The following is a 24498-nucleotide window of genomic DNA, read 5'->3' on the forward strand; positions in this document are numbered from 1 at the left end:
ATGGGCTTTTTTATACCAAAAACTCTTCAGATTTCAACTGAATTGAATATCTAAAGAGTTATGGATATATCGTTTAAGCTTTTAAAGCTGTGACAAGCCTTTCCATTCCTTCAATAATAGTTGATTTTGGACAGGCAATATTCATTCTTAAAAATCCCTCACCATTTTCTCCAAATTTAGATCCGATATGTAATGCCACTTTCCCCTTTTTAAGTAGAAGTTCTTGTAATTCTTTATCTGTTTTATTTAAACTTCTTGCATCAAGCCATACAAGATATGTGGCTTCAGGTCTCATGACTTTCACTTGGGGCAAATGCTTTTTTAAATAATCTTCGATCAAGACAACATTTTCCTCCAGGTATGGGAGAAGTTCATCAAGCCATTTTTCACCATAAGAGTAGGCGGCTTCCATCGCATCCGCGCCTAATGTATTGATGCTCAAAAGCCCGAAAAGTTGTTGAACATCGTGATATTTTCGTTTAAGAGAATCATTAGGAATAAGCACGAGAGAAGCCTGGAGTCCTGCTAAATTAAATGTTTTACTTGGTGCGATACATGTGACTGTCTGCTTAGCGATATCCTCTCTAATTGATGCGATTGGTGTATAACTACTACCGAATAATAAAAGATCCGAATGAATGTCATCTGAAATGATGATGACATTATGCTTAACACAAAGATCACCGATTTTAGTCAATTCTTCCCGCGACCAAACACGTCCACTAGGATTGTGAGGATTACAAAGGATGAACAGCTTAGTTTTTTCATCAGAAAGTTTTGCTTCGAGGTCATCATAATCAATCTCATAGCGGAAGTCTTCATTAAGAATTAATTTATTGAATAATACTTCTCTTTCATGCTTTTGAGCAATTTCGAAGAACGGATAATAAACAGGTGGTTGAACGACGATTTTTTCGTCAAGAGATGTAAAAGCATGAATAGCTAAACTAATTGCCGTTACAATCCCGGGGCTATATGTAATGGTTTTAGGATCAATCTCCCAACTATGCCGTTTTTTTAACCAGCTCTGCACAGCTTTTTCCATATTTGTCCCCGGCATTGTATAACCAAAAATTCCATGATCGACACGGGAGTGTAATGCAGCCGTTACTTCTTCAGGTACAGAAAAATCCATATCAGCTACCCACATTGGCAAGACATTTTCCACACCGAATATTTTCTTAGTATAGTCCCACTTTACTGAATCTGTTTGTTTTCGATTAATCACTTTATCAAATCGACTCATTGATTATCACACCTCATCTTTTTATAGGTTAGATTTTAATTTATACTCTTACTATAAGTATGTTACAATGGCAGTGCAAAAAATAAGATTATCAAAGGTGAAAAAATTGGAAGCACAACAAATGAATTTGAAAATTATGGATGTATTGTTGCAATGGGATCCTTTAGGTTATGGGGCAGGTCATTATGAAACAGAGGTAGTTGATGTATTGCAAGCTGTGCATCTTTTTGAAGAAGAATTAAAACTTGCAAGAAAAATACAAGCCATTTTTGAATTTTCCTTTGAAGAAATTATCCCACTTTCTGATTGTGAAAGGATGGCAAAAAAACTTTTAATCATAAAAAACAACTCAAGCTGTGAGATATAATAACTTGAATTGAGGAAGCCCTTTTGTCCATAAGGGCTTTCTTTTACGTTGCTTGGTAAAAAAATGAAGCAATTTTTTCAGATACGTGTTCAGGTCTTTCCTCAGGGACAAGGTGTCCTGTTTGTTTAAAGGAAAAAAACGTTGAATTTGGTAAATCCCTTTTTAATCTTTCCCCGATATGAACGGGCACGACTTTGTCTTCATTCCCCCAAAGAAGTAAGCTTGGTTGTTCAATTAACTTTAATTCTTCTGATGAGAGGTCACCTTCATGATCACGAATCATCCGGTTTAAGGCTCTAAAAATCTTATCATCAAGGAACGGCTCCATATATCCATCCATCATTTCCTGGTCAATAAGAGTCCGATCATGAACAACATTGTATAAATTCTTTAAAACACCTTGTCTTGCCAGCCAATGTTTTATTCCTAAATAGAAATAAGGAAAATAAGAACCGAGCTTTAAACTAGGGTGGACACCTTTCATATAACCTGAGCTGCATAGTAATGCCACTTTTTCAAATAAATCAGGTCTTTGCTTCGCGGCATTTAGAGAAACTTGTCCACCCATTGAATGTCCCACAAGGTATGCTTTCTTTATATTTAACCCTTCTACTAACTGAATAACGACCTTTGCCATGTTTGAGTAGGAATGGACGAAATTTGTTGATTTTTCTGTTTTGCCAAAAGGAGGTAAATCAATTGTCACAAGTGTAAAATCCTCCTGTAAGATTGGAATAATCTTACGATAGCAAAAGCTGGAGGAAAGAAATCCATGAATTAAGACAATGGTTGGATTATGAGGATTATGTTTATAAACCTCATAGTGAACGTTAATGCCAAGTATTTTCATGGCACTGCAATAATAATCCATAAGCATTCACTCCAATTTTCCTATAAATTATTGTCGATTGTATGGTAAAATATTAGATTGATTTAACATGTTGTATTTTTTAGGTTATACGGAAAAATAAAAAACACTCATGTAAAAATCTACCCCTATTTCTTTTTGTGAAACATATGAAAAACAAGTAATATGGTGGTATAATTGTCTGAAGATTTGAAAAGTAGGAGTGGTATTTAAATGAAGTTTAGTGAAAAAGAAGTGGAGCTGCTAGAAATATTACAAGACGATTGCCGCTTGACTGCAGAACAAATCGCCAAAATGATTGATCTATCGGTGGAAGAAACAAATAACATGATAAAAAAACTTGAAGAGCAGCGGATTATCGTTGACTATACAGCACAGGTGAACTGGGCCAAAGTGGAAGGACATGAAGGTGTTAAGGCAATGATTGATGTGAAAGTCCAACCGAAGCGAGGCGTGGGCTTTGACGATATCGCGAAGCGTATTTACCGTTTCAATGAAGTGAAATCTGTCTACCTTATGTCAGGAGCATATGATCTTTCCGTCATTATTGAGGGGAAATCTATGTCGGCAATTGCACAGTTTGTATCCGAGAAGCTATCAACATTAGATTCAGTATTATCAACAACAACTCATTTTATCTTAAAGAAATATAAACATGATGGTACTATATTCGAACAAGATGATGAGGACAAAAGAATTGTGGTATCACCATGATTGAACCGTCTCATTATCTGTCAAGTACAGTCAAAAGCTTAAAACCATCAGGAATTCGAAAGTTTTTTGACTTGGCTTCAAGCATGGAAGGAGTAATCTCCTTAGGTGTAGGTGAGCCAGATTTTGTTACTCCATGGAACGTAAGAGAAGCAAGTATTCTTTCACTTGAGCAGGGGTATACATCATATACGGCTAATGCCGGATTGCTTGAGTTGAGAAACGAAATTAGCTATTACCTAAAAGAAAAAACAGATATCACTTACAGTGCAAAAGAAGAGATTCTTGTTACAGTAGGTGCAAGCCAGGCACTTGATATTGCATTAAGAGCAATCGTAAATCCAGGTGATGAAGTAATTGTAATCGAACCAAGCTTTGTTGCATACTCGTCTCTGGTATCATTAGCTGGAGGAGTTCCTGTCTCTGTTCAAACAAGTGGAGAAATGGAATTTAAATTACAGCCATCAGATCTGGAAAAAGCTATTACAGAAAAAACAAAAGCGATCATTTTGTGTTCCCCGAGCAATCCAACTGGAACAGTTCTCAATAAAGAGGACCTTGAAAAAATAGCTAGTATTATTGAAAAACATGATTTATTGGTCATCTCAGATGAAATTTATGCAGAGCTGACATACGATGAAGCTTATACAAGCTTTGTTTCAATCGAGGGTATGGCTGAACGTACAATTCTTGTCTCAGGTTTTTCAAAAGGTTTTGCGATGACAGGCTGGCGTCTAGGATATGTGGCAGCACATCAGGAGTTTTTAAGTGCTATGCTGAAAATTCATCAATATGCCATGATGTGTGCTCCAACAATGGCTCAATATGCTGCAGTTGAAGCGATCAAAAATGGAAAAGAAGATGTAATGCATATGAAAAAAAGCTACAGACAACGGAGAAACCTATTTGTTAGTGCGTTAAATGAAATGGGGCTTTCGTGTCATGTGCCTGGAGGAGCTTTTTATGCATTTCCATCCATTCAAAAAACAAATCTATCTTCAGAAGAATTTGCAGAAGAATTGTTAATGGAAGAGAAGGTAGCTGTTGTACCCGGAAGTGTCTTTGGTGAAAGTGGAGAGGGATATATCCGTTGCTCATATGCATCTTCCCTAGAGCAACTCCAAGAAGCTTTGCGAAGAATGCAACGTTTTGTGCAAAAAAAATGCTGACCCAATTAGGTCAGCATATATAGAGAAAAAAAGGGGGGGAAATACTAGAAAGCCTTATGGTTATAGTATTCCCCTTTTTTTGTATGTATTAAACACATTTTTATGTTTTTTCCTCATTTTATTTCTCCAATATAGTTCCATTCAAACTTGCAACAAATTTCTGTATCCATTCGTTTAATGAGTGAAAGAGGAGGGCAGTGAACCATGAATGAAGATGACTTAATCAAAAAAGCAAAACAAGGCAATATGAATGCATTTCAGCAACTGGTAGAGATACATTATCCCGTTGTTGAGAAATTTGCCTATCAATTAGGAAATAGACAGGATGAAATTGAAGATATTACGCAGGAAGTATTTATTCGCGTATATCGGTTTCTTGATCAATTTACGAAAGCCAAATTTTCCACGTGGTTATATAAAATCACCTTAAATGTCACAAGAGACTTTGCTCGGAAACGACAGTCCAACCTTCGTAAGGTATTTAAAATACAACAGGATTTTAGAAATGATGACTATCCTGAAACAGAAGCAGAAGTGATCCGAAATGAAGAAGACCGGATGCTGCATTTAGCTATTCAAAGGCTGGATGAAAAATACCGAGTTCCAATTGTGCTATTTTACTTTCATGAAAAAAAATATGAAGAAATCGCTGATATAATGGCCATTTCGTTATCAACTGTTAAAACAAGGATTCTCAGAGGGAAAACAATGCTAAAGAAAGTAATAGAAGAGTTCAAGAAGAAGGAAGGTGACATTTATGGATGACAAATTGTTTGAAGAACAAATGAAGAATCTGAAGAACTCATATGACCAAATGTCAACGATCTCTTCTGTTGAAAAAATTGTCGGGGAAGTAAAAAAAGTAGAAAAACCATATAAGCGTAAAGTTAAAATTACATTACCTTATGTCGCTTCGTTTGTTGGAGTTTTGTTTATTGCAGGCCTACTAGCAACACAGCTATTAACTCAGCCTGAAAATCCAATTGTTGATTCACCAACTCAACATACACCAGGAAACAATCCAGTAACAGCGAATGAAGTCGATACTGCCAACAATGAAATAAGAGGTTATTATGAAAGAAAAGTGGATGAGCTTGAAGAAAAGCTTGGTTTTCAAGATGTGGAACAATATGCATTTGTACAGGAAGCCAAAGAAGCTGTTCAAAAATTTGAAGAGCGAACATCGTACAAAACGCAAACTGAGCTGAAAAATTACTCGGACAATGTAAAGCAAATCATTGATTTACGTGTATCTCTCCCTAACGAAGAATTTGAATTACTTCGTACCATGACTGAAGACAATCAAGTGAGTGACGAGGAAATTATCAAATATATTGAAAAACTTGAATATCTGAAAGAAAGATATACAGATAAATGGCAAAAAGTTTATGAAGAGAATCAAGCAGAAGTAACAAACATATCAGAATATGTGAAGAAGTTAAATTCACCTGATTTTAGCAGCAGCTCTAAAGAATATGTTGATTTGGTTGAAGAAATGAAACGTATCGGATATATCTTTATAGATGATGGTGAAGGATTCATTTATTTTAAGATTGACTATACAAAAATCTCAGAAGCTTTTAATGGTCAAATGTCAAAAGAAGTAGAGGGTTATCTTGACATTCTGCAAGGAGCTAAAATCGCATCTGATGGTGCTTTAATTATTACTAGGAAAGAGCTTGAGGAGAGGATCATTCTTTTAGAAGGAATTATCTTAAAAAATCCAAATTTTGAAGACCTTAATGAAGTAAGGTCATTATACCAACTATGGGTTCAGTATTATTTGACCGGGTTAAACAATACTCCAATTGAAAATGAACAAGGATATATTGAGGATGAAACACTAAACGAGTTTGATCGCTTTATTTCAGCAAATCCTAACAGTGAGACATCTAAGATTGTACAAAGCTTTTTGAATAAACTCAGAGATCAAGACAATCAATTAACAGATGATTTAAAACAAGAGGTAGAAACCCTTATTCCATCCAACTTAAAAGTTGTTCCAAATGGATTAAGTGTGAATCTTTTACCGTTGACAGACCAAATGATGGAAACGTATGAAGCATATAAACAATCAGAAAATAATCAGCTATTAGATGGTCCTTTTGCTGGTAACAATACGATTGATTTGGTTGTAGCGAGAATGTATATGCATGCTCTTGAAACAGAGGACTACGAGATGGCATATGCTTTAATTTATAAAGGTCCAGATGCTGGTGTACCAACGCTTGAGCAATTTACATCTGAGATAAATAATGCGGGCTTGGATATTCAACATTTATCAAACGAAGTGAAAATGGTTAATTGGACTTATACCCACGATGGAGAAAGAGTAGAGCATACTTATATTAAACACAATGGAGAAACAGCTCAGCTCAAGCTTCGACTTGAAGATGGGGTTCCAAAAGTAGAATATCGGTCACTATTTTAAAGCAACGGGTTCATCGTTGCTTTTTTTAGGGTATACTACAATGTGAGAGCAGTTCAAAATCTTTTGTCAAATGCATTAAGCTGTGGTATAATTTTTAATTGCGTATATTGGGACATATAAATATAAGAAAAATAGGAGTGTTAAATATGACAACTAAGTTTGAAATAGGTAGTGTTCATACAGGAAAAGTAACAGGAATTCAACCATACGGAGCATTCGTTGCACTTGATGAAGAAACACAAGGATTAGTACACATCTCTGAAATTACACATGGTTTTGTTAAGGATGTAAACGAGCACTTAAATGTAAATGATGAAGTGCAAGTGAAAGTTCTTTCAATTGACGAGAAATCAGGGAAAATTAGTTTATCAATCCGTGCAACTCAAGAAGCACCTGTTGAAGAGAAAAAAGAAGCTCCTAAAAAACCAAAGAAACGTCAAGCAACTGTTAAGGCTGAGACTGAAACTCCTCAAGGCTTCAATACATTAAAGGATAAACTAGAAGAGTGGATTGAGCAATCAAAACGCGAAGAAGTAAAAAAATAAGAATGAACGGTAAAAAGGATGTCCCCAATACATTGGGGACATCCTTTGTTTACCTAAATAGAAAAGACTAACGTAGTGTTAGTCTTTTCTACCTGGTTTATCTTGCTTCTGGACGTGGTTCTCTTGACACTTCTTCAGAAGGCTTAAATAATAGCCCTAGGTTGATTAAGCCAGCGATACCAACTAATCCGTAAATAATTCTTGATAGTGCTGACGTTTGTCCACCAAAAATAGCGGCTACTAAATCGAATTGAAAGAATCCGATTAACCCCCAGTTAATGGCTCCGATTATTGTAAGTACAAGTGCTATACGTTGAATTGCGCTCATGTGCAACCTCCTTAGTTGTGAACTACATTATTATGTTGTGAAAAATAATCATTTCTATTCAAGAATTTTTTCTTCTCATGCACATTTCTTTACAAGAAAATTTGAAAATTACATAATCTAATTATGGAGGCGATAATGAATGGAAAACTTTACATATTATAATCCCACAAAACTTATTTTTGGTAAGGGACAAGTCGAGCAATTAGAAGCAGAGGTTCCTAAGTACGGAAGGAATGTACTCCTTGTTTACGGTGGAGGGAGCATTAAGCGTAACGGTCTATATGACCAAGTTGTTGAGATACTAAATAAATCCAATCTTCAATTGTTTGAATTAGCCGGAGTTGAACCAAATCCAAGATTGTCAACGGTTCATCGCGGAGTTGAAATTTGTAAAAAGAAAAACATAGATTTTATATTAGCTGTGGGTGGAGGCAGTGTTATTGACTGTACAAAAGCGATTGCTGCCGGGGCAAAATATGAAGGCGATGCTTGGGATATTGTCACAAAGAAACATATTCCTACAGAAGCTTTACCATTTGGTACAGTTTTAACAATAGCTGCAACTGGTTCAGAAATGAATTCAGGATCTGTTATTACTAATTGGGAAACAAAAGAGAAGTACGGTTGGGGAAGTCCGCTCACTTTTCCTAAATTTTCAATTTTAGATCCTGTTAATACATTTTCGGTACCCAAGGATCATACGGTCTATGGAATTGTTGATATGATGTCACATATTTTTGAACAATATTTTCATCATACAAAAAATACTCCATTACAAGACCGCTTTTGCGAATCAACACTAAAGACAGTTATTGAAGCAGCACCAAAATTAATTGAGGATTTAGAGAATTATGAGCTGCGTGAAACCATTCTTTATTCTGGTACTATTGCGTTAAATGGACAGCTGCAAATGGGATATCGAGGTGATTGGGCAAGTCACAATATTGAGCACGCGGTATCAGCTGTATATGATATACCACATGCAGGTGGATTGGCGATACTTTTTCCAAACTGGATGAAGCATAATCTTGATGTAAATGTCTCTCGCTTTGTTCAGCTTGCAGTTAACGTGTTTGACGTCGATCAAGCTGGTAAAGATGACCGGACGGTTGCTCTAGAAGGAATAGAACGATTACGTGAATTCTGGAGTAGCATCGGTGCTCCTAGTCGTTTAAAGGATTATAATATCAACGACGAAAATATGGATTTAATGGCAGACAAAGCCATGGTTAACGGTGAATTTGGAAACTTTAATAAACTTAATAAAGAAGATGTTGTTGCTATTTTAACAGCTTCGTTATAAATAAAAAACACGGAGGTTCTCCGTGTTTTCTTTTTCAAAAGATACTTATAATGAATTACTTATCAATAGGTTCATTTTACTGAAACTCAAACTAACCATCAAGAACAAAGAAGTTTTTAAAAAATAAAACAAGCTGACAACGCTTACATTTGAGTTCTTTGCTTGATTTAACTTATTAGTTTAGATAAAGTGATATTAAGCTATATTATAAGAAGAATAATGGAGGAAAAAACTGTTATGACGCATGTAAGCTTTGATTACTCTAATGCTCTATCCTTTTTTAACGAACATGAAATTACATACCTACGTGACTTTGTAAAGGTAGCACACCATTCTATTCATGAACAAACTGGCGCTGGTAGTGACTTCTTAGGTTGGGTAGATCTGCCGAAAAACTATGACAAAGAAGAATTTGCACGTATTCAAAAAAGTGCTGAAAAAATTAAAAATGATTCTGACGTTCTTCTTGTTGTTGGAATTGGCGGCTCATACTTAGGAGCTCGCGCAGCAATTGAAATGCTGAACCATTCTTTCTACAATTCTTTATCAAAAGAACAAAGAAAAACTCCTCAGGTGATCTTTGTTGGTAATAACATCAGTTCTACATATATGAAGGATCTTCATGATTTATTAGAAGGTAAAGATTTCTCCATCAATGTTATTTCTAAATCAGGAACGACAACTGAACCTGCATTAGCGTTCCGTATCTTCAGAAAGCTTCTTGAAGAAAAATATGGAAAATCTGAAGCGAAACAACGTATATATGCAACAACAGATAAAGCACGTGGGGCTCTTAAAACGCTTGCAACAGAAGAAGGTTATGAATCATTCATAATTCCTGATGATGTTGGTGGACGCTATTCTGTCTTAACAGCTGTAGGGTTACTCCCAATTGCTGTTACCGGAGTGGATATTGAAGCAATGATGAAGGGGGCAGCAGCAGCTAGTGATGACTTTGGTAAGTCAGAGCTTGAAGAAAACCCTGCCTACCAATATGCGGCTGTACGTAATGTTCTTTATAATAAAGGAAAAACAATCGAAATGCTTATTAACTATGAGCCAGGCCTTCAATACTTTGCTGAATGGTGGAAACAATTATTTGGTGAAAGTGAAGGGAAAGACCAAAAAGGAATTTATCCTTCTTCCGCAAACTTCTCAACAGATCTTCATTCACTAGGTCAATATGTTCAAGAAGGACGTCGCGACATTTTTGAAACAGTTATTAATGTTGAAACTCCTCGCCATGAGCTAATTGTTGAAGCTGAAGAGAGTGATTTAGACGGATTAAATTACCTTGCTGGAAAATCAGTTGATTTTGTTAACAAAAAGGCATTCCAAGGTACAATGCTTGCTCACACAGACGGCGGTGTACCAAACTTAGTTGTATCTATTCCACAAATGGACGAGTACACATTTGGTTACTTAGTGTATTTCTTCGAAAAAGCATGTGCGATGAGTGGTTACTTATTAGGAGTGAACCCATTTGATCAACCGGGTGTTGAAGCATATAAAGTAAATATGTTTGCATTGCTTGGTAAACCTGGTTTTGAAGAGAAGAAAGCTGAGCTTGAAAAACGTTTAGAAAAATAATTTGTATAACGAAAGGCTGACAAGTGTAATTGTCGGCCTTTTTAATTTGTGTGCTGCACGAAAGCATGTTTTTTCATAATTGGGCAAATCTAAAGAAAAAGGAGGGTTTGCCATGATTGAGGTTCGTTCAAGATTAGAAGGACAAACATTTCAATTATACGATTTAGAACAAACACTTAAGCCTTTGGGATACGATATTGGGGGAAATTGGGATTATGACCACGGGTCTTTCGATTATAAAATTGATTCAGAAGTTGGCTATCAATTTTTAAGGGTTCCTTTTACATCAGTAGATGGGCAGCTTGACTCCCGTAATACAACAGTTAAGCTTGGAACACCTTTTCTTTTATCACATAAATATCAGGTTGGTTTGGATGACCATGTTCATATTGGAAACTTTAGTGCTTCCTTTGATCAATTTCAGGAGCCGGTTGATAAGGATGCAACCTTCCCTAAAAGATATATTGATTTAGGGAAGGCACTTGTGAAAGAGCTTGAGGCTGAATTATTGGATTAGTGGGTAAAGACTATTAAGTAATCATCCTGTTGAATCGTAAAGGAGAGAGGCGGATTTACTTTTGCTTCATCTCCTCTTTTTATTCCAATTAAAATTGATTCATTTTTCAATAATTCATAACTTACTTCTTTGAAGGTTTTTCCTATTAGCCATTGATCAGCTGGTATGACTTTGAATGAATTCCCGTTGGCCGGGTTAAATTCTGAGTGAAAAGATGATAACCCGCTTTTCGCCAGGTAGCTGCTCATCATCAAATGACTTGTTAGTTTGTAGGTTTTAATGATTTCATCTGCTCCTGCTCTAGTTGCATTATTCGTTTGCTGTTCTGTTAAAATCTCAATAACACAATAAAGTTGGGGATTAATCCCTTTTACAGCTAATAAGACGAGAATAGAACACATATCAGCATCTTGTTCATTTTTGTGTTGATCTGCGGTTATGATCGCAGCATCAGCTTCCAGCACCTTTGCTTTTAATAAGGTATCATCGTGTATCGGATTTCCTTTGATGAAATGTACATTCTCAATTAAAGGCGACTCTTTTAATGATTCATCTATAAGGACAATTTGTTTAAAAGGTTTAACCGTTTGAAGAGATTCAACCATTTCTTTTGCCTTCTCATTCCATCCAATTAATACAACATGATTTTTCCCAGTGAACCGTACTCTTCCTTCCAAATAAGAGTGCTGCCTTTTTATTGCTGCCGTAGACACACTCGCAAAATAGGCGGTTACAAAGCTTGCTCCGGCTAATATCATGAGCATAGCAATCCCTCTGCCAACATAGGTTTGCGGTACATAATCTCCAAATCCTACAGTTGAAACAGTGACAACAGCCCACCAAATTCCATCAAAAATTGTGGGAAATTCATCTGGCTCAACAAGTGAAATGATTTCCCCAAATATAAGCACAATAAGGAGAACAACAATGGTAATTCGGTAATGAATTGGCCACCGTAGCCACTGAACAATCGTTCTATTTGTTCTTGCCATTACGAATCTCCTTTCTGATTCGGTATAAAGGACAATACTTCTTTTACAATGGTATTGATTTTGGCTGTTACTTCCTCTTTTCCATAGAAACTTATGGCCTTCTCAATCGTTTCAATCGTGTCTTCGGTAAATTCTATTATTCCCTTATCTTCTTCAGAGTCATTATAAAATCCGATAAACGTATCTAATCCTTCGTTCATTTTATCTATCGCTTCGCTTAAAAGTTTTTTTTCTTCTTCATTTAATTTCAAGCTGTTTCACTTCCTTTAAAAGACGATCATCCTACACAATTAAGTTTAGTATGTACACATTTAGATTTAGCTTGCGAAATTTATGGAAATTAAATTTCTATGGTAGAAATATGGCTTTTGCCCAAACTATAATTAATGATTACGATTTATAGGAGGGGTAATTACGATGTTTTTTCATCCATTGGATTTCTTAATTATCATTGCTTTTGGTCTTTCATTATGGGCTCAATTCAGGGTGAAAGGGAGTTTTGAGAAATATGCTGGAGTCTATGCATCCTCAGGATTGACAGGTGCTGAAATCGCCAGACATTTATTAGACCAAAATAGGTTATATGATGTACCGGTAGAACATATAAGAGGATCATTAACAGATCATTATGATCCAATGAGAAAAACCGTCAGGCTATCGGATTCAGTCTATGGCAGCCAATCAATAGCCGCTGTATCTGTTGCTGCTCATGAAGTTGGTCACGCAATCCAGCATAGTGAGGCATATGGAGCACTCGTACTTCGTCATAAAATGTTTCCTATTGTTAATTTCACATCCGGTATTGCTCCATTTTTATTGCTAGGCGGATTTTTATTAGGAAGTTTTAATTTAATTGGATTAGGCATTATCTTTTTTTCGGCTGTGGTTGCGTTTCAGCTTGTTACACTTCCAGTGGAATTTAATGCAAGTTCGAGAGCAAAGCAGTTAATGATTTCTGAGGGTTATATAACAAATGCAGAGGAACGGGGTGTAAGTAAAGTTTTAAATGCTGCTGCTTTAACATATGTAGCTGCTGCACTTTTATCATTGCTCCAACTAGTTAAGTTTATAGCGATTTTTTCCCAAGGAAATCGAGAATAATGAGACCCAACATCTTGAATGAGTAGGACAAAAGTCGAAACTTGTCAAAATAGAAAGTTTTTTCTAGTAAAATTGTCCATTATATGATACATTCTCATCATTGAAAAGTAAGATTTTAGAAAAAAATAGTGATTAAATGGGAGAGGCCAATGAATAAATATTTTCAATTATTGGTAAAAAACGTAAGGAAGCAACTTGAATCATGGCTTAATGAAAAGGAAATTATTCAACATAAAGAAGTATATCGATTTTTGCATTCAATTGTAGGAACAGCTTCTACGATTGGATTTACAGTAGCTGGTGATATGGCAAGAAAGCTTATGGATCAAATAAGTTTTGATGAAGAAAGAGTGTGGAAAAAAGAAGAGTTACAAGCTTTTCTACTACCTCTTATTTCCATTATTTATTATGAGGAATATTCCAATATTGATGAAATTATTGAGAGAAAAAGTGAATTTGAAGATAAAAAACTAATTTTACTTATAGATGATGACACAGCGATGTTAATGTACGTAAAGGATCATTTGGAAAAACATGGTTGGATCGTCATAGCTGTAGCTGATCCTGAACGTGCGATCAACTCTTATTATGATTTAAATCCGGATTGTGTCATTATCGATATTCACATGAAAGATAAAAATGGGTTGGACGTGCTGGTACAACTTAAAGAAAAGATGAAGCAGCAGTTTATACCAACAATTATGATCAGCAATGATCATTCAAAAGAGACAAGAATGAAAAGCTATAAATTAGGTACAGATGATTTTATTCAAAAACCAATTGACATTGAAGAGTTTATTGTCCGAATAAATCGTCAATTAGAGAGAAAACAAGCAATTGATAATGTCATGTTGATTGACGAATTAACAAGAGTATACAATCGTAAGTTTTTACCGCAAACGTATGACCGTTTTGTAAGTAGCTTGAAAAGAAGGAGAGTATCATTTTGTATCGCTTTATTGGATCTTGATCACTTTAAACAAGTAAATGACACATACGGACATATTGTAGGAGACGAGGTTTTAGCGACGTTTGCTGATACGGTAAGAAAAGGGTTGCGGATTAATGACATTATTATCCGATATGGCGGAGAAGAATTTATAATCCTTCTTCCAGAGACAAAAGCCAATGAAGCGAGGATGGTACTAGAAAGAATTTTAAGGGATTTTTCTAACATACCTTTTGAAGCAAATGAGGAAGAGTTTTATTGTTCATTTTCGTCAGGGATACATGAAGTCCAATTAAATGAAACGGATATAACAAGAAATATTGAAATTGCTGATGGTGCCCTTTATGAAGCAAAACAGGCCGGGAGAAATCAAATTAAGGTATCAGCTATTGATTATAAAGAAGTGAAGAAGAAAACAATTCATGTTGGGATCGTGGATGATGATCCAATCATTCGAACTATGCTGGAGGATTTAATTAGTAAAAGCAAATTTACGGACGGATTCACCGTTGATATTAAGACATTTAAAGATGGAATGGAATTTATTGAAGCAGATTGGCATCTGAATAATCAGGAGCAATATTTAATTATTTTAGATGGTATGATGCCTAGAATGGACGGATTAGAAGTGTTACAGAAGCTAAGGGGGCTTTCGTATCAAGAGCGATTTACCGTAATGATGTTAACTTCACGTAAGAGCGAACATGACATCACGAGGGCTTTGCAATTAGGGGCGGATGACTATATTACAAAGCCATTTAAGCTTTTAGAGCTTGAAACACGTTTAGGTCATTTAATTAAGAGGATGAAATAATATGATTGAAGTAAGTCTCAGTTTTCTTTTTATCTTTTTTCTTGGGTTGTTTTTCCTTCTGTTAAGTCTATTCTTATACTTGGTTATTCAAAAGAAAATTCGTAATGAATCGAGAAAAAAAATTGAGGGGTTTAAAGAAACATATCGTTTAGATATGTTTCATTTTTTACAATCAGGCAATGAGGGTCCTTTAAATCCAGGTGGAAGTCAGGAAAAATTTGTTGCGCTAATAGAGTTACTTAATGAGTATTCGGATGTATTGGATAGTGAAGATATTAAGCAAAGAATAAGTGATTTTGCTAAAAGGTATTTAACAAAATACATCGTGGATAAATTAAAGAAAAAGCGATGGAGCTTAAGAATGAATGCTCTATATTCGATTGAAGATTTTTACATGGATCATTTGATTGACATATTGCACGATTTGTATAGAAAAGAAAACATAACAGTCCCTGAGAAAATTCAAATACTAAGGTTATTTGCTAAATTTAATGATCAAAAAATAGTTGATTATTTGAAAGAAATAGATGCAACTATTTCTGATTTTGCTTTGTTATCTATTCTTTCTCTCTTGGAAGAGGAATCCTTTAATAAGTTAGTCAATGACTTTGATACATTACCTAAGCAAACACAATATATGATTATTGAAACGATTGGAAAAGAACAATATTTGCATCACCATATTCTCCTTGAAAAATTGCTTCAACGTAATGATGAAGAAATCAAAATACGAACATTAAAAGCCTACGCCTATACAGGTGCACCGATCAATGAAACGATGTTAGGTGCCTTTTTTTCATCATTAAGTTGGCAGGTACGCATGATGGCTGCAAAAGTAGCTGGAGTAAGGAGGTTAAGTATTTTTGAATCTCAACTTATTACCTTACTATCAGATCAAGAGTATGTTGTTCGAGCCGAGGCTGCTAAAGCTATTCTGCAATTCAAAGGTGGAATTAGTAGATTAAAGAGAGTAGTAGACGAAACAACAGATGAATTTGCCAGGGATATGGCCCAGGAATGGATTAGTAAAGAGAGCGGTGATGATGATTAATTGGTCTAATTTCTTAGTTGTCGGCAGTTGGGTTATTGTCATTTATATGGTTTTGATTATTGCAGTTTATGGTGGGATGTTAATCATTTCTCTTTTCCATATTCGAAAAACATATGAACTTGACGAGATTGAGCCTTATGAAGAATTATTGCAATCAGAGTTTACCAAACCGGTATCCATTCTTGTTCCTGCTTATAATGAATCAGCCGGAATTTATGGGAGTATACGTTCATTGATCAGTATTGAATACCCTGAATATGAAATCATCATCATTAATGATGGTTCAAAAGATGATACCTTAGAAAAGCTAATCGATCGTTTCCAAATGGTGAAAATAAATCGTGTTATACGAAAGCAATTGGAAACGAAGAAAGTAAAAGGAATTTATCAATCCAAAATCTACCCGAGTTTAATCGTTATTGACAAAGAAAATGGAGGGAAGGCAGATGCGTTAAACGCTGGAATTAATCTATCAAGATATCCGTACTTTTGCTCTCTTGATGGAGATTCAATTATCGAGCGTAATGCATTCCTGAAAGTTCTAAAACCGATAATTGAATCTGATGATGAAGTGATTGCATCGGGAGGTAGTGTAAGAATTGCCAATGGATGTGACATCCAAAACGGTGAACTCGTTAACGTAGAGCTTTCGAGAAAACCACTAGTTATTATGCAAATTATCGAGTATCTCAGGGCATTTTTAACAGGTAGAGTCGGATTAAGTGAGAACAATTTGCTGCTCATTGTGTCAGGTGCTTTTGGTGTTTTTTCAAAGAAATGGGTGATTGAAGCAGGAGGCTATGCTCATACTGTTGGGGAGGATATGGAGTTAGTTGTTCGTCTTCATCGATTAATTAAAGAAAAAAAGGCGAATAAGAAAATTATATATGTACCAGATCCAGTTTGTTGGACTGAAGCTCCAGAGTCTATTAAATTTTTACGGCGACAACGAAAAAGATGGCACAAGGGGTTATTTGATAGTCTATGGAAACATCGAAAACTAATGTTTAATCCAAAGTACGGGTCAATAGGAATGTTTTCAATGCCTTATTTCTTTTTTGTTGAGTTTTTAGGACCATTAATCGAGTTAATCGGTTATTTCATATTAATTATTTCTATATTTACAGGCAGTATATATTTAGAGTTCGCCATTATCTTTTTCCTTCTCTCCCTTATTTATGGATCTATTTATTCCATGGCATCTGTTTTACTTGAAGAGTGGAGTATGGAAAGATATCCAAAAGTAAAGCATTTTGTTATTCTTTTTCTAGTTTCAATGACAGAAACACTCTGGTACCGTCCTCTTACAGTTATATGGAGGGTCGAAGGAATGATAGAGATGATAATTGGGAAAAAAGGTTGGGGAGAAATGGTAAGAAAAGGTGTGTCAAATGACTAAAAAAAATGTATTCCTAACAGTGGGAGTTCTACTGCTGCTTATTATATTCTCATCTCCTTTTTGGATATGGCAATTAAAAGCAAGTCAAAATCTAAACGTACTTATAATTGATAAAACGGTACCAGATCAATCTTACCGTGAACATAAAGGATTGACCTGGATTCTTAACCATTTAAAGTTAAAGAAGGATGGAACAGACAATTATGATCAAGAAGAGGATTATGTAGGTTTTGTCCCAACTGACAATCCTCCGGAGTTCCTTACCCGAGAGCTACCAAAAGATTTATCCTCTTATGATATTTTATATCTTGCAGATGGGTATGGCGTTTATGAGGATGAATATATGAGCGGTAACAAGGAAGGGAAGCGTTCAGAGCTTCTATATGGAGGTATAACACAAGAGGAGATTCAATCATTAAATGACTCATTAATTGAAAATAATCAAACTTTAATTGCAGAGTTTAATACATTTGGTTCTCCGACTGAGGAGAATGTCAGAGCGGAGTTTTATCAATTATTGAATTTGGAATGGACTGGCTGGATGGGAAGGTATTTTCATGATTTAACTAATGGAGAAGTGCCTGTCTGGGTAAAACAAAACTATGAAACACAATATAATGAACCTTTTGACTATGAAGGTAATGGCTTTGTTTTTGTTAATGAAGAAGATCAGGTTGTTGTGTTAACTGATAAAGATATGGCAGAAAACCATGCTTTGTTTCAATTAACAGACAATGGACAAAAACAATTTCATATAAAAAAGGCTGTTCAGTATAATTATTGGTTTGATATTGTGAATGCCAGAAATGAGGAAGAGGTCCAAGCAACGTTTGATTTACCTTTAACAGATAGTGGAAAGCAAAAGTTAGAAGATTATGAGATTCCAACTCAATTCCCTGCCGTTATTCATCATCAAAATCAATTTTATGATACCTACTACTTTGCAGGTGATTTTGTTGATCAAGAGAAGGTTCCAAGTATTTATCAAATGAATGGGCTGTCATGGTGGCAAAAATTATTTTCGTTTGAACAAGACGGGAGAACAGACACTTTCTTTTGGAAAGCTTATGTACCGTTAATGACGGAAATTTTAACGAATGAGAAGGGTTCTGCCACTACCCAGAAAGATATACTCGTTGAACCTGAAATTCTTACAAAAGATGGTATAAAACTGACTGGTGCTGCGAGTGATGAATATCTTCAACTATATAGAGATGGAAAATGGGAAGATATGCTAATAAAAGGAGTGAATATGGGAATTGCTAAACCAGGCACTTTCCCGGGAGAAACGGGGATAACAAAGGAAGAATATGCAAGATGGTTTGACCAAATAAGTGAAATGAATGCCAATGCGCTTCGTGTATACACGATTCATCCACCTGCATTTTATCAAGCTTTGTATGAACATAACAGGAGTCGGGAAGATCCAATCTATTTATTTCATGGAGTATGGGTTAATGAAGATGTCTTTTTTGATGAGAAAAAGCAGAGGACAGCATATGATTCAGAAGTAATGGATGACTTTAAAGCAGAGATACAACGAACAATTGATATCATTCACGGAAATGCTGATATCAAAGAAAGAGCTGGGCATGCAAGCGGGAAATATGTACATGACGTGTCTCCGTATTTATTAGGCTGGGTTATTGGGGTTGAGTGGGATCCTAAAGCTGTTGTGAGGACTAATGAAAAATATCCAGATAAAACAAGCTATGATGGAAAGTACTTTACAACCTCAGACTCATCACCTTTTGAAGTATGGCTAGCTGAAATGATGGATTATACGGCAACATATGAGGCGGACACCTATAACTGGCAGCATCCGATGAGTTTTACAAACTGGGTAACAACAGACTTATTAGAGCATCCTGCTGAACCTAGTGAAGAGGAAGATATGGTATCGGTAAATCCAAACCATATTAAGGCGAAGGAAACCTTCTATCCAGGTATGTTTGCGTCTTATCATATTTATCCGTACTACCCGGATTTCTTAAATTATGAAGAAAAGTACGTGAACTATGTTGATCATCGCGGTGATAAGAACAACTATGCAGGGTATCTGCATGATATGAAAAAACATCACGAAATGCCGGTAGTAGTAGCTGAGTATGGCATGCCGGCATCCAGAGGGTTAACACATGAAAATGTTTATGGATATGACCAGGGTCATCATTCAGAACAAGAGCAGGGTCAATATCTCGTTTCTTTATATGAAGATATTGTTGAAGAAGGAATGGCCGGAGGACTTGTGTTTGCATGGCAGGATGAGTGGTTCAAACGAACGTGGAACACAATGGATTATGATAATCCAAACCGCAGACCATTCTGGGACAATATTCAAACGAATGAACAACATTTTGGTTTGTTGAGTTTTGACCCTGATACAGAAGAAAAGCAACTTCTTATTGATGGAAAAACCTCAGATTGGGAGAAACGAAATGAACAACCGGTTTTAGAGGTTAAAGAGCAGGATCTCATTAAAAATGTATTTATGTCTGGTGATGAACAAGGATTGTTTATCCGTATTGACTATGATGAAAACGAGTGGGACGCTGAGACATTTAATACGTCTATCCTGTTAGACACAATAAACGAACAAGGTCAGTCGACTATTCCAAGTGCAGAAGATGTAAAGGAAGATGGAATTGATTTTGTCGTAGAGCTTAAGGGTGAAAAAACTTCAAGAGTATTAATTGATAGCTATTACGACACGTTTTATTATCACTATGGAAATTTACTCGAAATGATCCCGATGAAGGATTATGCAAACAAAAAAAATAATGGTGTGTATCACCCAATTCGCTTAACACTTAATAAGCAATTGACGATAAAGAAAGAAGAGGGACAACTTACTATTCCTTTTTCAGACTATGAAACGGGGAAACTAACATATGGTATTGGCAATCCGGAAATGGAAAATTCTAATTCTTTAGCGGATTTCTATATTAAAGATGGAACACTTGAACTCCGCTTGCCATGGCTAATGTTGAATGTAAAAGACCCTAGTCAGAAAGAAATTACAGGTGATTTGTGGTCGGGGAAACCCTTAGAAGAGAACTCGGAAACAATTGACTCTATTTTTGCCAAAATAGTGGTTTCAAGCAAAAACAATGAAGCTGTACAGCAAATTCCATCTGCAAAAGGTGACTGGATTGAGTATACATGGGATAATTGGGACCAACCAATCTACCACGAACGACTAAAAAAATCCTATGATTACCTACAAGAAGCATTTGGAAGGATAAAATGACAGTAATGCAGAAAATCTCAGACTCGATATGAGCAATACTCGAGTCTGAGATTTTTAACAAAGGAGAGACTTAAGATGCAAAGGATATTACTTGCAGAGGATGAAGAAGTGCTACGCATGCTTGTAGTAGATACACTTGAAGATGAAGGGTATCTCATTGATGAAGCTTGTGATGGGGAAGAGGCTTACGAGCTGATCAGACAAAATGACTATGATCTTATTCTTCTTGACTATATGATGCCTGTATACACAGGCTTGGAATTAATCGAAATGATTCGAAAAGATCAAATCCAAACAAAAATTATGATGCTAAGTGCAAAAAGTCAAACAGCAGATCAACAAAAGGTGTTGGAAGCTGGTGCTGACTTTTTTATGTCAAAACCATTTAGCCCCATTCAGCTTGTTGAAAGAATCGAGGAGATTTTAGGTGAAGCTGAATAAATATTTACAAACAAGTTTAGCAAGGCAATTTAGTTTGTTGACGATTTCGATTATTTTAGCTTTTACTTTATTGATGACAGGATTAATGATCTACCAAGCAGCCATTAATGAAAACTTTGAAAATGTAAATGATAGCTTGGAACAAAAGGATTATATTGCATCAGAGTTGGATTATTCGTTCAACCTAGCCATATCCGAAATGCGGGGTTATTTTGCATACAATGGTAAGGAAACATATTACAATAAGGTCCTTGAACAACAAACAAAAGTAGAGGAAAGTATATCACAGTTAAAAGATGTAATTGAAAATGAAGAAGACGAACTGTTTTTGCAACAAACTAACGGGTTTCTTGAGTATTATTTTAAAGACGTTATGCCAAAATCAAAAGAGCTCTATGATAATAAACAATATGAAGAAGTTTATAAAATAGCAATAGATCAAAATGCTTCAGATACAATTAGGTTATATCAAGCAAACTTCAAGGATTACACTGAGAGTCTAGAGAAGCAGCTTTCGAGTCTTCATGATACTCACAATAATAAAATATTCATAAGCCAGGTCGTATTTGGAATTTTGCTTTTTTTATTAATCTTTAGTATGGCTACTTTCACGAGAAGAATGCTTGTAAGTATAAGAGATCCACTTGAAAAATTAACGGTCGCTGCTGGTGAAATTACGGAAGGTAACCCAATAATTTTCACTGACACCACAAACCGTCAAGATGAACTTGGTCTGCTTTCTATAGCCTTTGAAAAAATGACAAAAAGCATTCAGGACAAAGAACAGGATTTAAGCGCACAAAATGAGGAGTTGCATGCTCAGCAGGATGAGTTACAAGCACAACAAACTGAGCTAGAAGAAGCTTTAGAGACAACTCAAAAACGAGAGCTTGACCTTAAACGCCGTAATGATTTAGTTAATGGACTAGCAAACTCACTTGATAAAGAGAAAGTATTAAAGAGTATAGTTGAAACAATGTGTGAAGTAATTGGGGCAGATAAAGGCTTAATAGTCCTGTTGAGCCGTGGTCTGCCACATTCAAGCTTTGGAGTATCAGAAGAAGGGGTAAAACAATTTATTACACACCTGGATTCAGGCTTAATGATCAGGCTAGAGGAGAAAAGAGAGCCTTTTATCATTAAACGAAAATGTGAAAAGGAAGAAAAAGGGTTTCATACTCAAGCATCTTATTGCTATGACATTTATATGCCTGTTTTATCCTCTTCTGGACTCATGGAAGCTGTTATGGTGTATTCGAGATTAGATCAAGATTTCACTGATGATGAATTAGGAGAATTGAATGGCTTAAGTAAACAAATTGCGATTTCATTAGATAAAATTCAAATTTTTGAAGTATCTGAAGGGGAACGTCAATTGACTCAGGATATTCTGGATACAATTAATGAGGGTATTCAGTTAATTGATGTAAATGGTACTGTCCTACAGGTTAATACAAAGATGTGTAACATGATTGATTGCCAAAGAGAAATGATGATTCAGAGCTCCTATAAAAATTGGTTGAACATGATATTGGAAAAAGTGGAAAATCACCATGAACTAAAACAGTTTTTTGACCAAATCTTGATTCAAGGTAAAATAGAGCGTCAATCGTTTGTTTACCATCAACATAGCCCAACTAATCGAGTCATTCAGCTATACTGTGAACCACTTGCACGAGACGGGGAGAAATTCGGAACGGTCGTTGTCCATCGTGATATTACAAAAGAATATGAAGTCGATGTTATGAAATCTGAGTTTGTAAGTACAGTTAGCCATGAATTACGAACACCATTAGCAAGTGTTCTTGGTTTTACAGAATTAATGTTGAATAGAGAGTTAAAACCTGATCGGCAAAAGAAATATTTAACAACAATTTACCAAGAAGCAAAACGCTTGACTGTACTTATTAATGACTTCTTAGACGTTCAACGAATGGAAGCCGGTAAACAAACCTATGATAAAAAGTTTGATGATATTGTTCCTCTTATTTCCCATATCGTTGAAACACATCAAGTGAATCATCCAAGTCATTCAATCCAGTACGATGTACAAACTTCTAATACTTGTGTTTTAGGTGATAAAGATAAAATTTTCCAAGTTTTTACGAATTTAATAAGTAATGCAATTAAGTATTCTCCAAATGGAGGAAACATACTGATTACAGTTTATGAAGAAGGTGCAAATTTAAACATATCGATAAAAGACGAAGGGTTGGGCATACCAGAAGAAGCGATTGATAAATTATTCACCAAGTTTTTTAGAGTGGATAATTCTGATCGGAGAAGGATTGGTGGAACAGGCTTAGGTCTTGCAATTGTTAAAGAAATCATGAAGGCCCATGATGGGGATGTATTTGTTCAATCTGCACTTAAAAAGGGAAGTACCTTTACAGTCAGTTTTCCGTTAGTTATGGGAAATAGAGAGCATTCAAAAAATAACCAAGATGTTCCATCGAAGAAAGGAAAGGTGAATGTCATTATTGTTGAAGATGACAGCAGCCTGTCTAGTTTACTACAAACAGAACTTGAAGAAAGTCATTTACATGTTAAAGCCTATAGTAATGGAGAGTCTGCTTTAGAAGCAATAAAAATAGAGCGGCCTGATGCGATTGTTCTTGATATCCTATTGGAAGAAAAAGGGATTGATGGCTGGGAAATGATTAAACAGTTAAAAGGTATTGAAGAAGTAAAATCGATCCCGATTTTTATATCTACTGCACTGGATGAAAAGGAGAAAGGTTTAGCCTTAGGCGCGAATGAGTATTTAATTAAACCTTATCAGCCAAGTAAGCTCTCGAAACTCATTCTTCAAACATTATTGAAAAAGGATTGGAGTGGACAAATCCTCATTCCAAGTGAAGAAGAAAGTGATGATAACAAGTAACATAAAATGACTTAAGCCAATTACGGAATATGTTTTAAATCCCAATTTTAATGGTATATACTAGGGATAGATTTCCAATGAGAGGTGTGGTCTAGATGTTAAAGAAGTATACGATTGAGACTCATCAACGCGACCAAATGATCGAAATAACTCATATAGTCCAAGCTTTTGTTAATGAGCAGCAAATGAAAGATGGCCAAGTACTTGTATATTGTCCGCATACGACTGCAGGAATAACAATTAATGAAAATGCGGATCCGGATGTTAAGACGGATATGATAAGACGATTTGATGAAATGTTCCCGTGGAAAGTTGTGAAGGATCTTCACGCGGAAGGAAATACAGCAGCTCATATGAAGGCAAGTACGGTTGGAGCATCCCAATCGGTTATCGTTTCAGGAGGGAATCTTTTGCTAGGAACATGGCAAGGTATTTATTTCTGTGAATTTGATGGACCGAGACAACGAAATTTCTATCTCAAAGGATGTTAAAGAGCTGCTGGTCTAAATAAGTAAAGTTTATGACAAATAGGTGAATTGGCT

At 35.6% G+C, this 24498-nt stretch carries 22 protein-coding genes; 17 read left to right on the top strand and 5 right to left on the bottom strand.

The genetic code is table 11. The annotated features are described in order from the left end of the window. Nucleotides 1-73: 73 nt before the first annotated feature. Entirely contained in the window at nucleotides 74-1246 is a 1173-nt protein-coding gene (locus LC095_RS16400; RefSeq protein ID WP_226529156.1) for a MalY/PatB family protein, read from the bottom strand. A 97-nt stretch (nucleotides 1247-1343) separates the two neighbouring features. Between LC095_RS16400 and LC095_RS16405 the strand changes: the two genes are divergently transcribed. Further along, complete coding sequence (locus LC095_RS16405) at nucleotides 1344-1613, top strand: DUF1871 family protein (protein WP_319005808.1); 270 nt, start codon at nucleotides 1344-1346, stop codon at nucleotides 1611-1613. A 43-nt stretch (nucleotides 1614-1656) separates the two neighbouring features. On the opposite strand, the gene LC095_RS16410 is transcribed toward LC095_RS16405, so the two are convergent. Then, nucleotides 1657-2484, bottom strand: a complete 828-nt coding sequence (locus tag LC095_RS16410) for an alpha/beta fold hydrolase (protein WP_226529157.1) — start codon at nucleotides 2482-2484, stop codon at nucleotides 1657-1659. Between the two features lie 210 nt (nucleotides 2485-2694). Here LC095_RS16410 and LC095_RS16415 point away from each other — a divergent pair, with 210 nt between their 5' ends. From LC095_RS16415 to yugI, 5 genes are all read left to right on the top strand, one after another. Next, nucleotides 2695-3195, top strand: a complete 501-nt coding sequence (locus LC095_RS16415) for an Lrp/AsnC family transcriptional regulator (RefSeq protein WP_226529158.1) — start codon at nucleotides 2695-2697, stop codon at nucleotides 3193-3195. After that, nucleotides 3192-4361, top strand: a complete 1170-nt coding sequence (locus LC095_RS16420) for an aminotransferase (protein ID WP_226529159.1) — start codon at nucleotides 3192-3194, stop codon at nucleotides 4359-4361. The genes LC095_RS16415 and LC095_RS16420 overlap by 4 nt, the downstream gene beginning before the upstream one ends. 204 nt (nucleotides 4362-4565) lie before the next feature. Further along, the gene (locus tag LC095_RS16425) at nucleotides 4566-5126 is read left to right on the top strand and encodes an RNA polymerase sigma factor (protein WP_226529160.1); all 561 of its coding nucleotides are present in this window, start codon (nucleotides 4566-4568) and stop codon (nucleotides 5124-5126) included. Then, nucleotides 5119-6792 carry a hypothetical protein gene (locus LC095_RS16430; protein ID WP_226529161.1) on the top strand — a complete coding sequence of 558 codons (1674 nt, stop codon included), beginning with the start codon at nucleotides 5119-5121 and terminating at the stop codon, nucleotides 6790-6792. Before LC095_RS16425 ends, LC095_RS16430 begins: the two co-directional genes overlap by 8 nt. A 146-nt stretch (nucleotides 6793-6938) precedes the next feature. Further along, nucleotides 6939-7337, top strand: coding sequence for a S1 domain-containing post-transcriptional regulator GSP13 (gene yugI, locus LC095_RS16435; protein WP_026558972.1), 399 nt, complete (start codon nucleotides 6939-6941; stop codon nucleotides 7335-7337). Nucleotides 7338-7434: 97 nt separating this feature from the next. Here yugI and LC095_RS16440 read toward each other — a convergent pair whose 3' ends face one another. Then, the gene (locus LC095_RS16440; protein ID WP_078432926.1) at nucleotides 7435-7665 is read right to left on the bottom strand and encodes a DUF378 domain-containing protein; all 231 of its coding nucleotides are present in this window, start codon (nucleotides 7663-7665) and stop codon (nucleotides 7435-7437) included. Nucleotides 7666-7804: 139 nt separating this feature from the next. Between LC095_RS16440 and LC095_RS16445 the strand changes: the two genes are divergently transcribed. The 3 genes from LC095_RS16445 to LC095_RS16455 all read left to right on the top strand — a co-directional run bounded on the left by LC095_RS16445 (nucleotide 7805) and on the right by LC095_RS16455 (nucleotide 11075). Beyond that, nucleotides 7805-8968, top strand: coding sequence for an iron-containing alcohol dehydrogenase (locus tag LC095_RS16445; RefSeq protein WP_226529162.1), 1164 nt, complete (start codon nucleotides 7805-7807; stop codon nucleotides 8966-8968). A 237-nt stretch (nucleotides 8969-9205) separates the two neighbouring features. After that, nucleotides 9206-10558, top strand: a complete 1353-nt coding sequence (locus tag LC095_RS16450) for a glucose-6-phosphate isomerase (protein WP_078432928.1) — start codon at nucleotides 9206-9208, stop codon at nucleotides 10556-10558. Between the two features lie 112 nt (nucleotides 10559-10670). Continuing rightward, nucleotides 10671-11075 (top strand): YugN-like family protein, encoded by a 405-nt coding sequence (locus LC095_RS16455; RefSeq protein WP_226529163.1) that lies wholly within the window; start codon nucleotides 10671-10673, stop codon nucleotides 11073-11075. Here the strand turns inward: LC095_RS16455 and LC095_RS16460 are convergent. Beyond that, nucleotides 11072-12067 (bottom strand): potassium channel family protein, encoded by a 996-nt coding sequence (locus LC095_RS16460; protein WP_226529164.1) that lies wholly within the window; start codon nucleotides 12065-12067, stop codon nucleotides 11072-11074. The genes LC095_RS16455 and LC095_RS16460 overlap by 4 nt on opposite strands. Then, a complete protein-coding gene (locus LC095_RS16465) occupies nucleotides 12067-12318 on the bottom strand; it encodes an atypical membrane-integrating protein (Mistic protein) (RefSeq protein WP_226529165.1) in 252 nt (83 codons plus the stop codon). Before LC095_RS16465 ends, LC095_RS16460 begins: the two co-directional genes overlap by 1 nt. A gap of 166 nt (nucleotides 12319-12484) precedes the next feature. Between LC095_RS16465 and LC095_RS16470 the strand changes: the two genes are divergently transcribed. From LC095_RS16470 to LC095_RS16505, 8 genes are all read left to right on the top strand, one after another. Beyond that, a complete protein-coding gene (locus tag LC095_RS16470) occupies nucleotides 12485-13168 on the top strand; it encodes a zinc metallopeptidase (protein WP_226529166.1) in 684 nt (227 codons plus the stop codon). 149 nt (nucleotides 13169-13317) lie between these two features. Further along, on the top strand, nucleotides 13318-14931 hold the full coding sequence (locus LC095_RS16475; protein ID WP_226529167.1) for a diguanylate cyclase: 1614 nt from the start codon (nucleotides 13318-13320) through the stop codon (nucleotides 14929-14931). A gap of 1 nt (nucleotide 14932) precedes the next feature. Continuing rightward, a complete protein-coding gene (locus tag LC095_RS16480) occupies nucleotides 14933-15982 on the top strand; it encodes a HEAT repeat domain-containing protein (RefSeq protein ID WP_226529168.1) in 1050 nt (349 codons plus the stop codon). 46 nt (nucleotides 15983-16028) lie between these two features. Beyond that, nucleotides 16029-17381 (top strand): glycosyltransferase family 2 protein, encoded by a 1353-nt coding sequence (locus tag LC095_RS16485; protein WP_413467499.1) that lies wholly within the window; start codon nucleotides 16029-16031, stop codon nucleotides 17379-17381. Further along, complete coding sequence (locus tag LC095_RS16490) at nucleotides 17374-20631, top strand: hypothetical protein (RefSeq protein WP_226529170.1); 3258 nt, start codon at nucleotides 17374-17376, stop codon at nucleotides 20629-20631. The genes LC095_RS16485 and LC095_RS16490 overlap by 8 nt, the downstream gene beginning before the upstream one ends. A gap of 75 nt (nucleotides 20632-20706) precedes the next feature. Continuing rightward, complete coding sequence (locus tag LC095_RS16495) at nucleotides 20707-21072, top strand: response regulator transcription factor (RefSeq protein ID WP_226529171.1); 366 nt, start codon at nucleotides 20707-20709, stop codon at nucleotides 21070-21072. Then, entirely contained in the window at nucleotides 21059-23956 is a 2898-nt protein-coding gene (locus tag LC095_RS16500) for an ATP-binding protein (RefSeq protein WP_226529172.1), read from the top strand. Before LC095_RS16495 ends, LC095_RS16500 begins: the two co-directional genes overlap by 14 nt. Nucleotides 23957-24051: 95 nt before the next feature. Further along, nucleotides 24052-24447, top strand: a complete 396-nt coding sequence (locus LC095_RS16505) for a secondary thiamine-phosphate synthase enzyme YjbQ (protein WP_226529173.1) — start codon at nucleotides 24052-24054, stop codon at nucleotides 24445-24447. Nucleotides 24448-24498 lie beyond the last annotated feature (51 nt).

The sequence above is a fragment of the Metabacillus niabensis genome, from assembly GCF_020524345.1.
In the GTDB taxonomy this organism is placed as follows: Bacteria; Bacillota; Bacilli; order Bacillales; family Bacillaceae; genus Metabacillus; species Metabacillus niabensis_B.

Bases quoted from the DNA above. Each gene is read 5' to 3' on its own strand.
- LC095_RS16400 (WP_226529156.1), bottom strand. From the start codon at position 1,246: ATGAGTCGATTTGATAAAGTGATTAATCGAAAACAAACAGATTCAGTA.
- LC095_RS16410 (WP_226529157.1), bottom strand. From the start codon at position 2,484: ATGGATTATTATTGCAGTGCCATGAAAATACTTGGCATTAACGTTCAC.
- LC095_RS16415 (WP_226529158.1), top strand. From the start codon at position 2,695: ATGAAGTTTAGTGAAAAAGAAGTGGAGCTGCTAGAAATATTACAAGAC.
- LC095_RS16420 (WP_226529159.1), top strand. From the start codon at position 3,192: ATGATTGAACCGTCTCATTATCTGTCAAGTACAGTCAAAAGCTTAAAA.
- LC095_RS16425 (WP_226529160.1), top strand. From the start codon at position 4,566: ATGAATGAAGATGACTTAATCAAAAAAGCAAAACAAGGCAATATGAAT.
- LC095_RS16430 (WP_226529161.1), top strand. From the start codon at position 5,119: ATGGATGACAAATTGTTTGAAGAACAAATGAAGAATCTGAAGAACTCA.
- yugI (WP_026558972.1), top strand. From the start codon at position 6,939: ATGACAACTAAGTTTGAAATAGGTAGTGTTCATACAGGAAAAGTAACA.
- LC095_RS16440 (WP_078432926.1), bottom strand. From the start codon at position 7,665: ATGAGCGCAATTCAACGTATAGCACTTGTACTTACAATAATCGGAGCC.
- LC095_RS16445 (WP_226529162.1), top strand. From the start codon at position 7,805: ATGGAAAACTTTACATATTATAATCCCACAAAACTTATTTTTGGTAAG.
- LC095_RS16450 (WP_078432928.1), top strand. From the start codon at position 9,206: ATGACGCATGTAAGCTTTGATTACTCTAATGCTCTATCCTTTTTTAAC.
- LC095_RS16455 (WP_226529163.1), top strand. From the start codon at position 10,671: ATGATTGAGGTTCGTTCAAGATTAGAAGGACAAACATTTCAATTATAC.
- LC095_RS16460 (WP_226529164.1), bottom strand. From the start codon at position 12,067: ATGGCAAGAACAAATAGAACGATTGTTCAGTGGCTACGGTGGCCAATT.
- LC095_RS16470 (WP_226529166.1), top strand. From the start codon at position 12,485: ATGTTTTTTCATCCATTGGATTTCTTAATTATCATTGCTTTTGGTCTT.
- LC095_RS16475 (WP_226529167.1), top strand. From the start codon at position 13,318: ATGAATAAATATTTTCAATTATTGGTAAAAAACGTAAGGAAGCAACTT.
- LC095_RS16480 (WP_226529168.1), top strand. From the start codon at position 14,933: ATGATTGAAGTAAGTCTCAGTTTTCTTTTTATCTTTTTTCTTGGGTTG.
- LC095_RS16485 (WP_413467499.1), top strand. From the start codon at position 16,029: ATGGTTTTGATTATTGCAGTTTATGGTGGGATGTTAATCATTTCTCTT.
- LC095_RS16490 (WP_226529170.1), top strand. From the start codon at position 17,374: ATGACTAAAAAAAATGTATTCCTAACAGTGGGAGTTCTACTGCTGCTT.
- LC095_RS16495 (WP_226529171.1), top strand. From the start codon at position 20,707: ATGCAAAGGATATTACTTGCAGAGGATGAAGAAGTGCTACGCATGCTT.
- LC095_RS16505 (WP_226529173.1), top strand. From the start codon at position 24,052: ATGTTAAAGAAGTATACGATTGAGACTCATCAACGCGACCAAATGATC.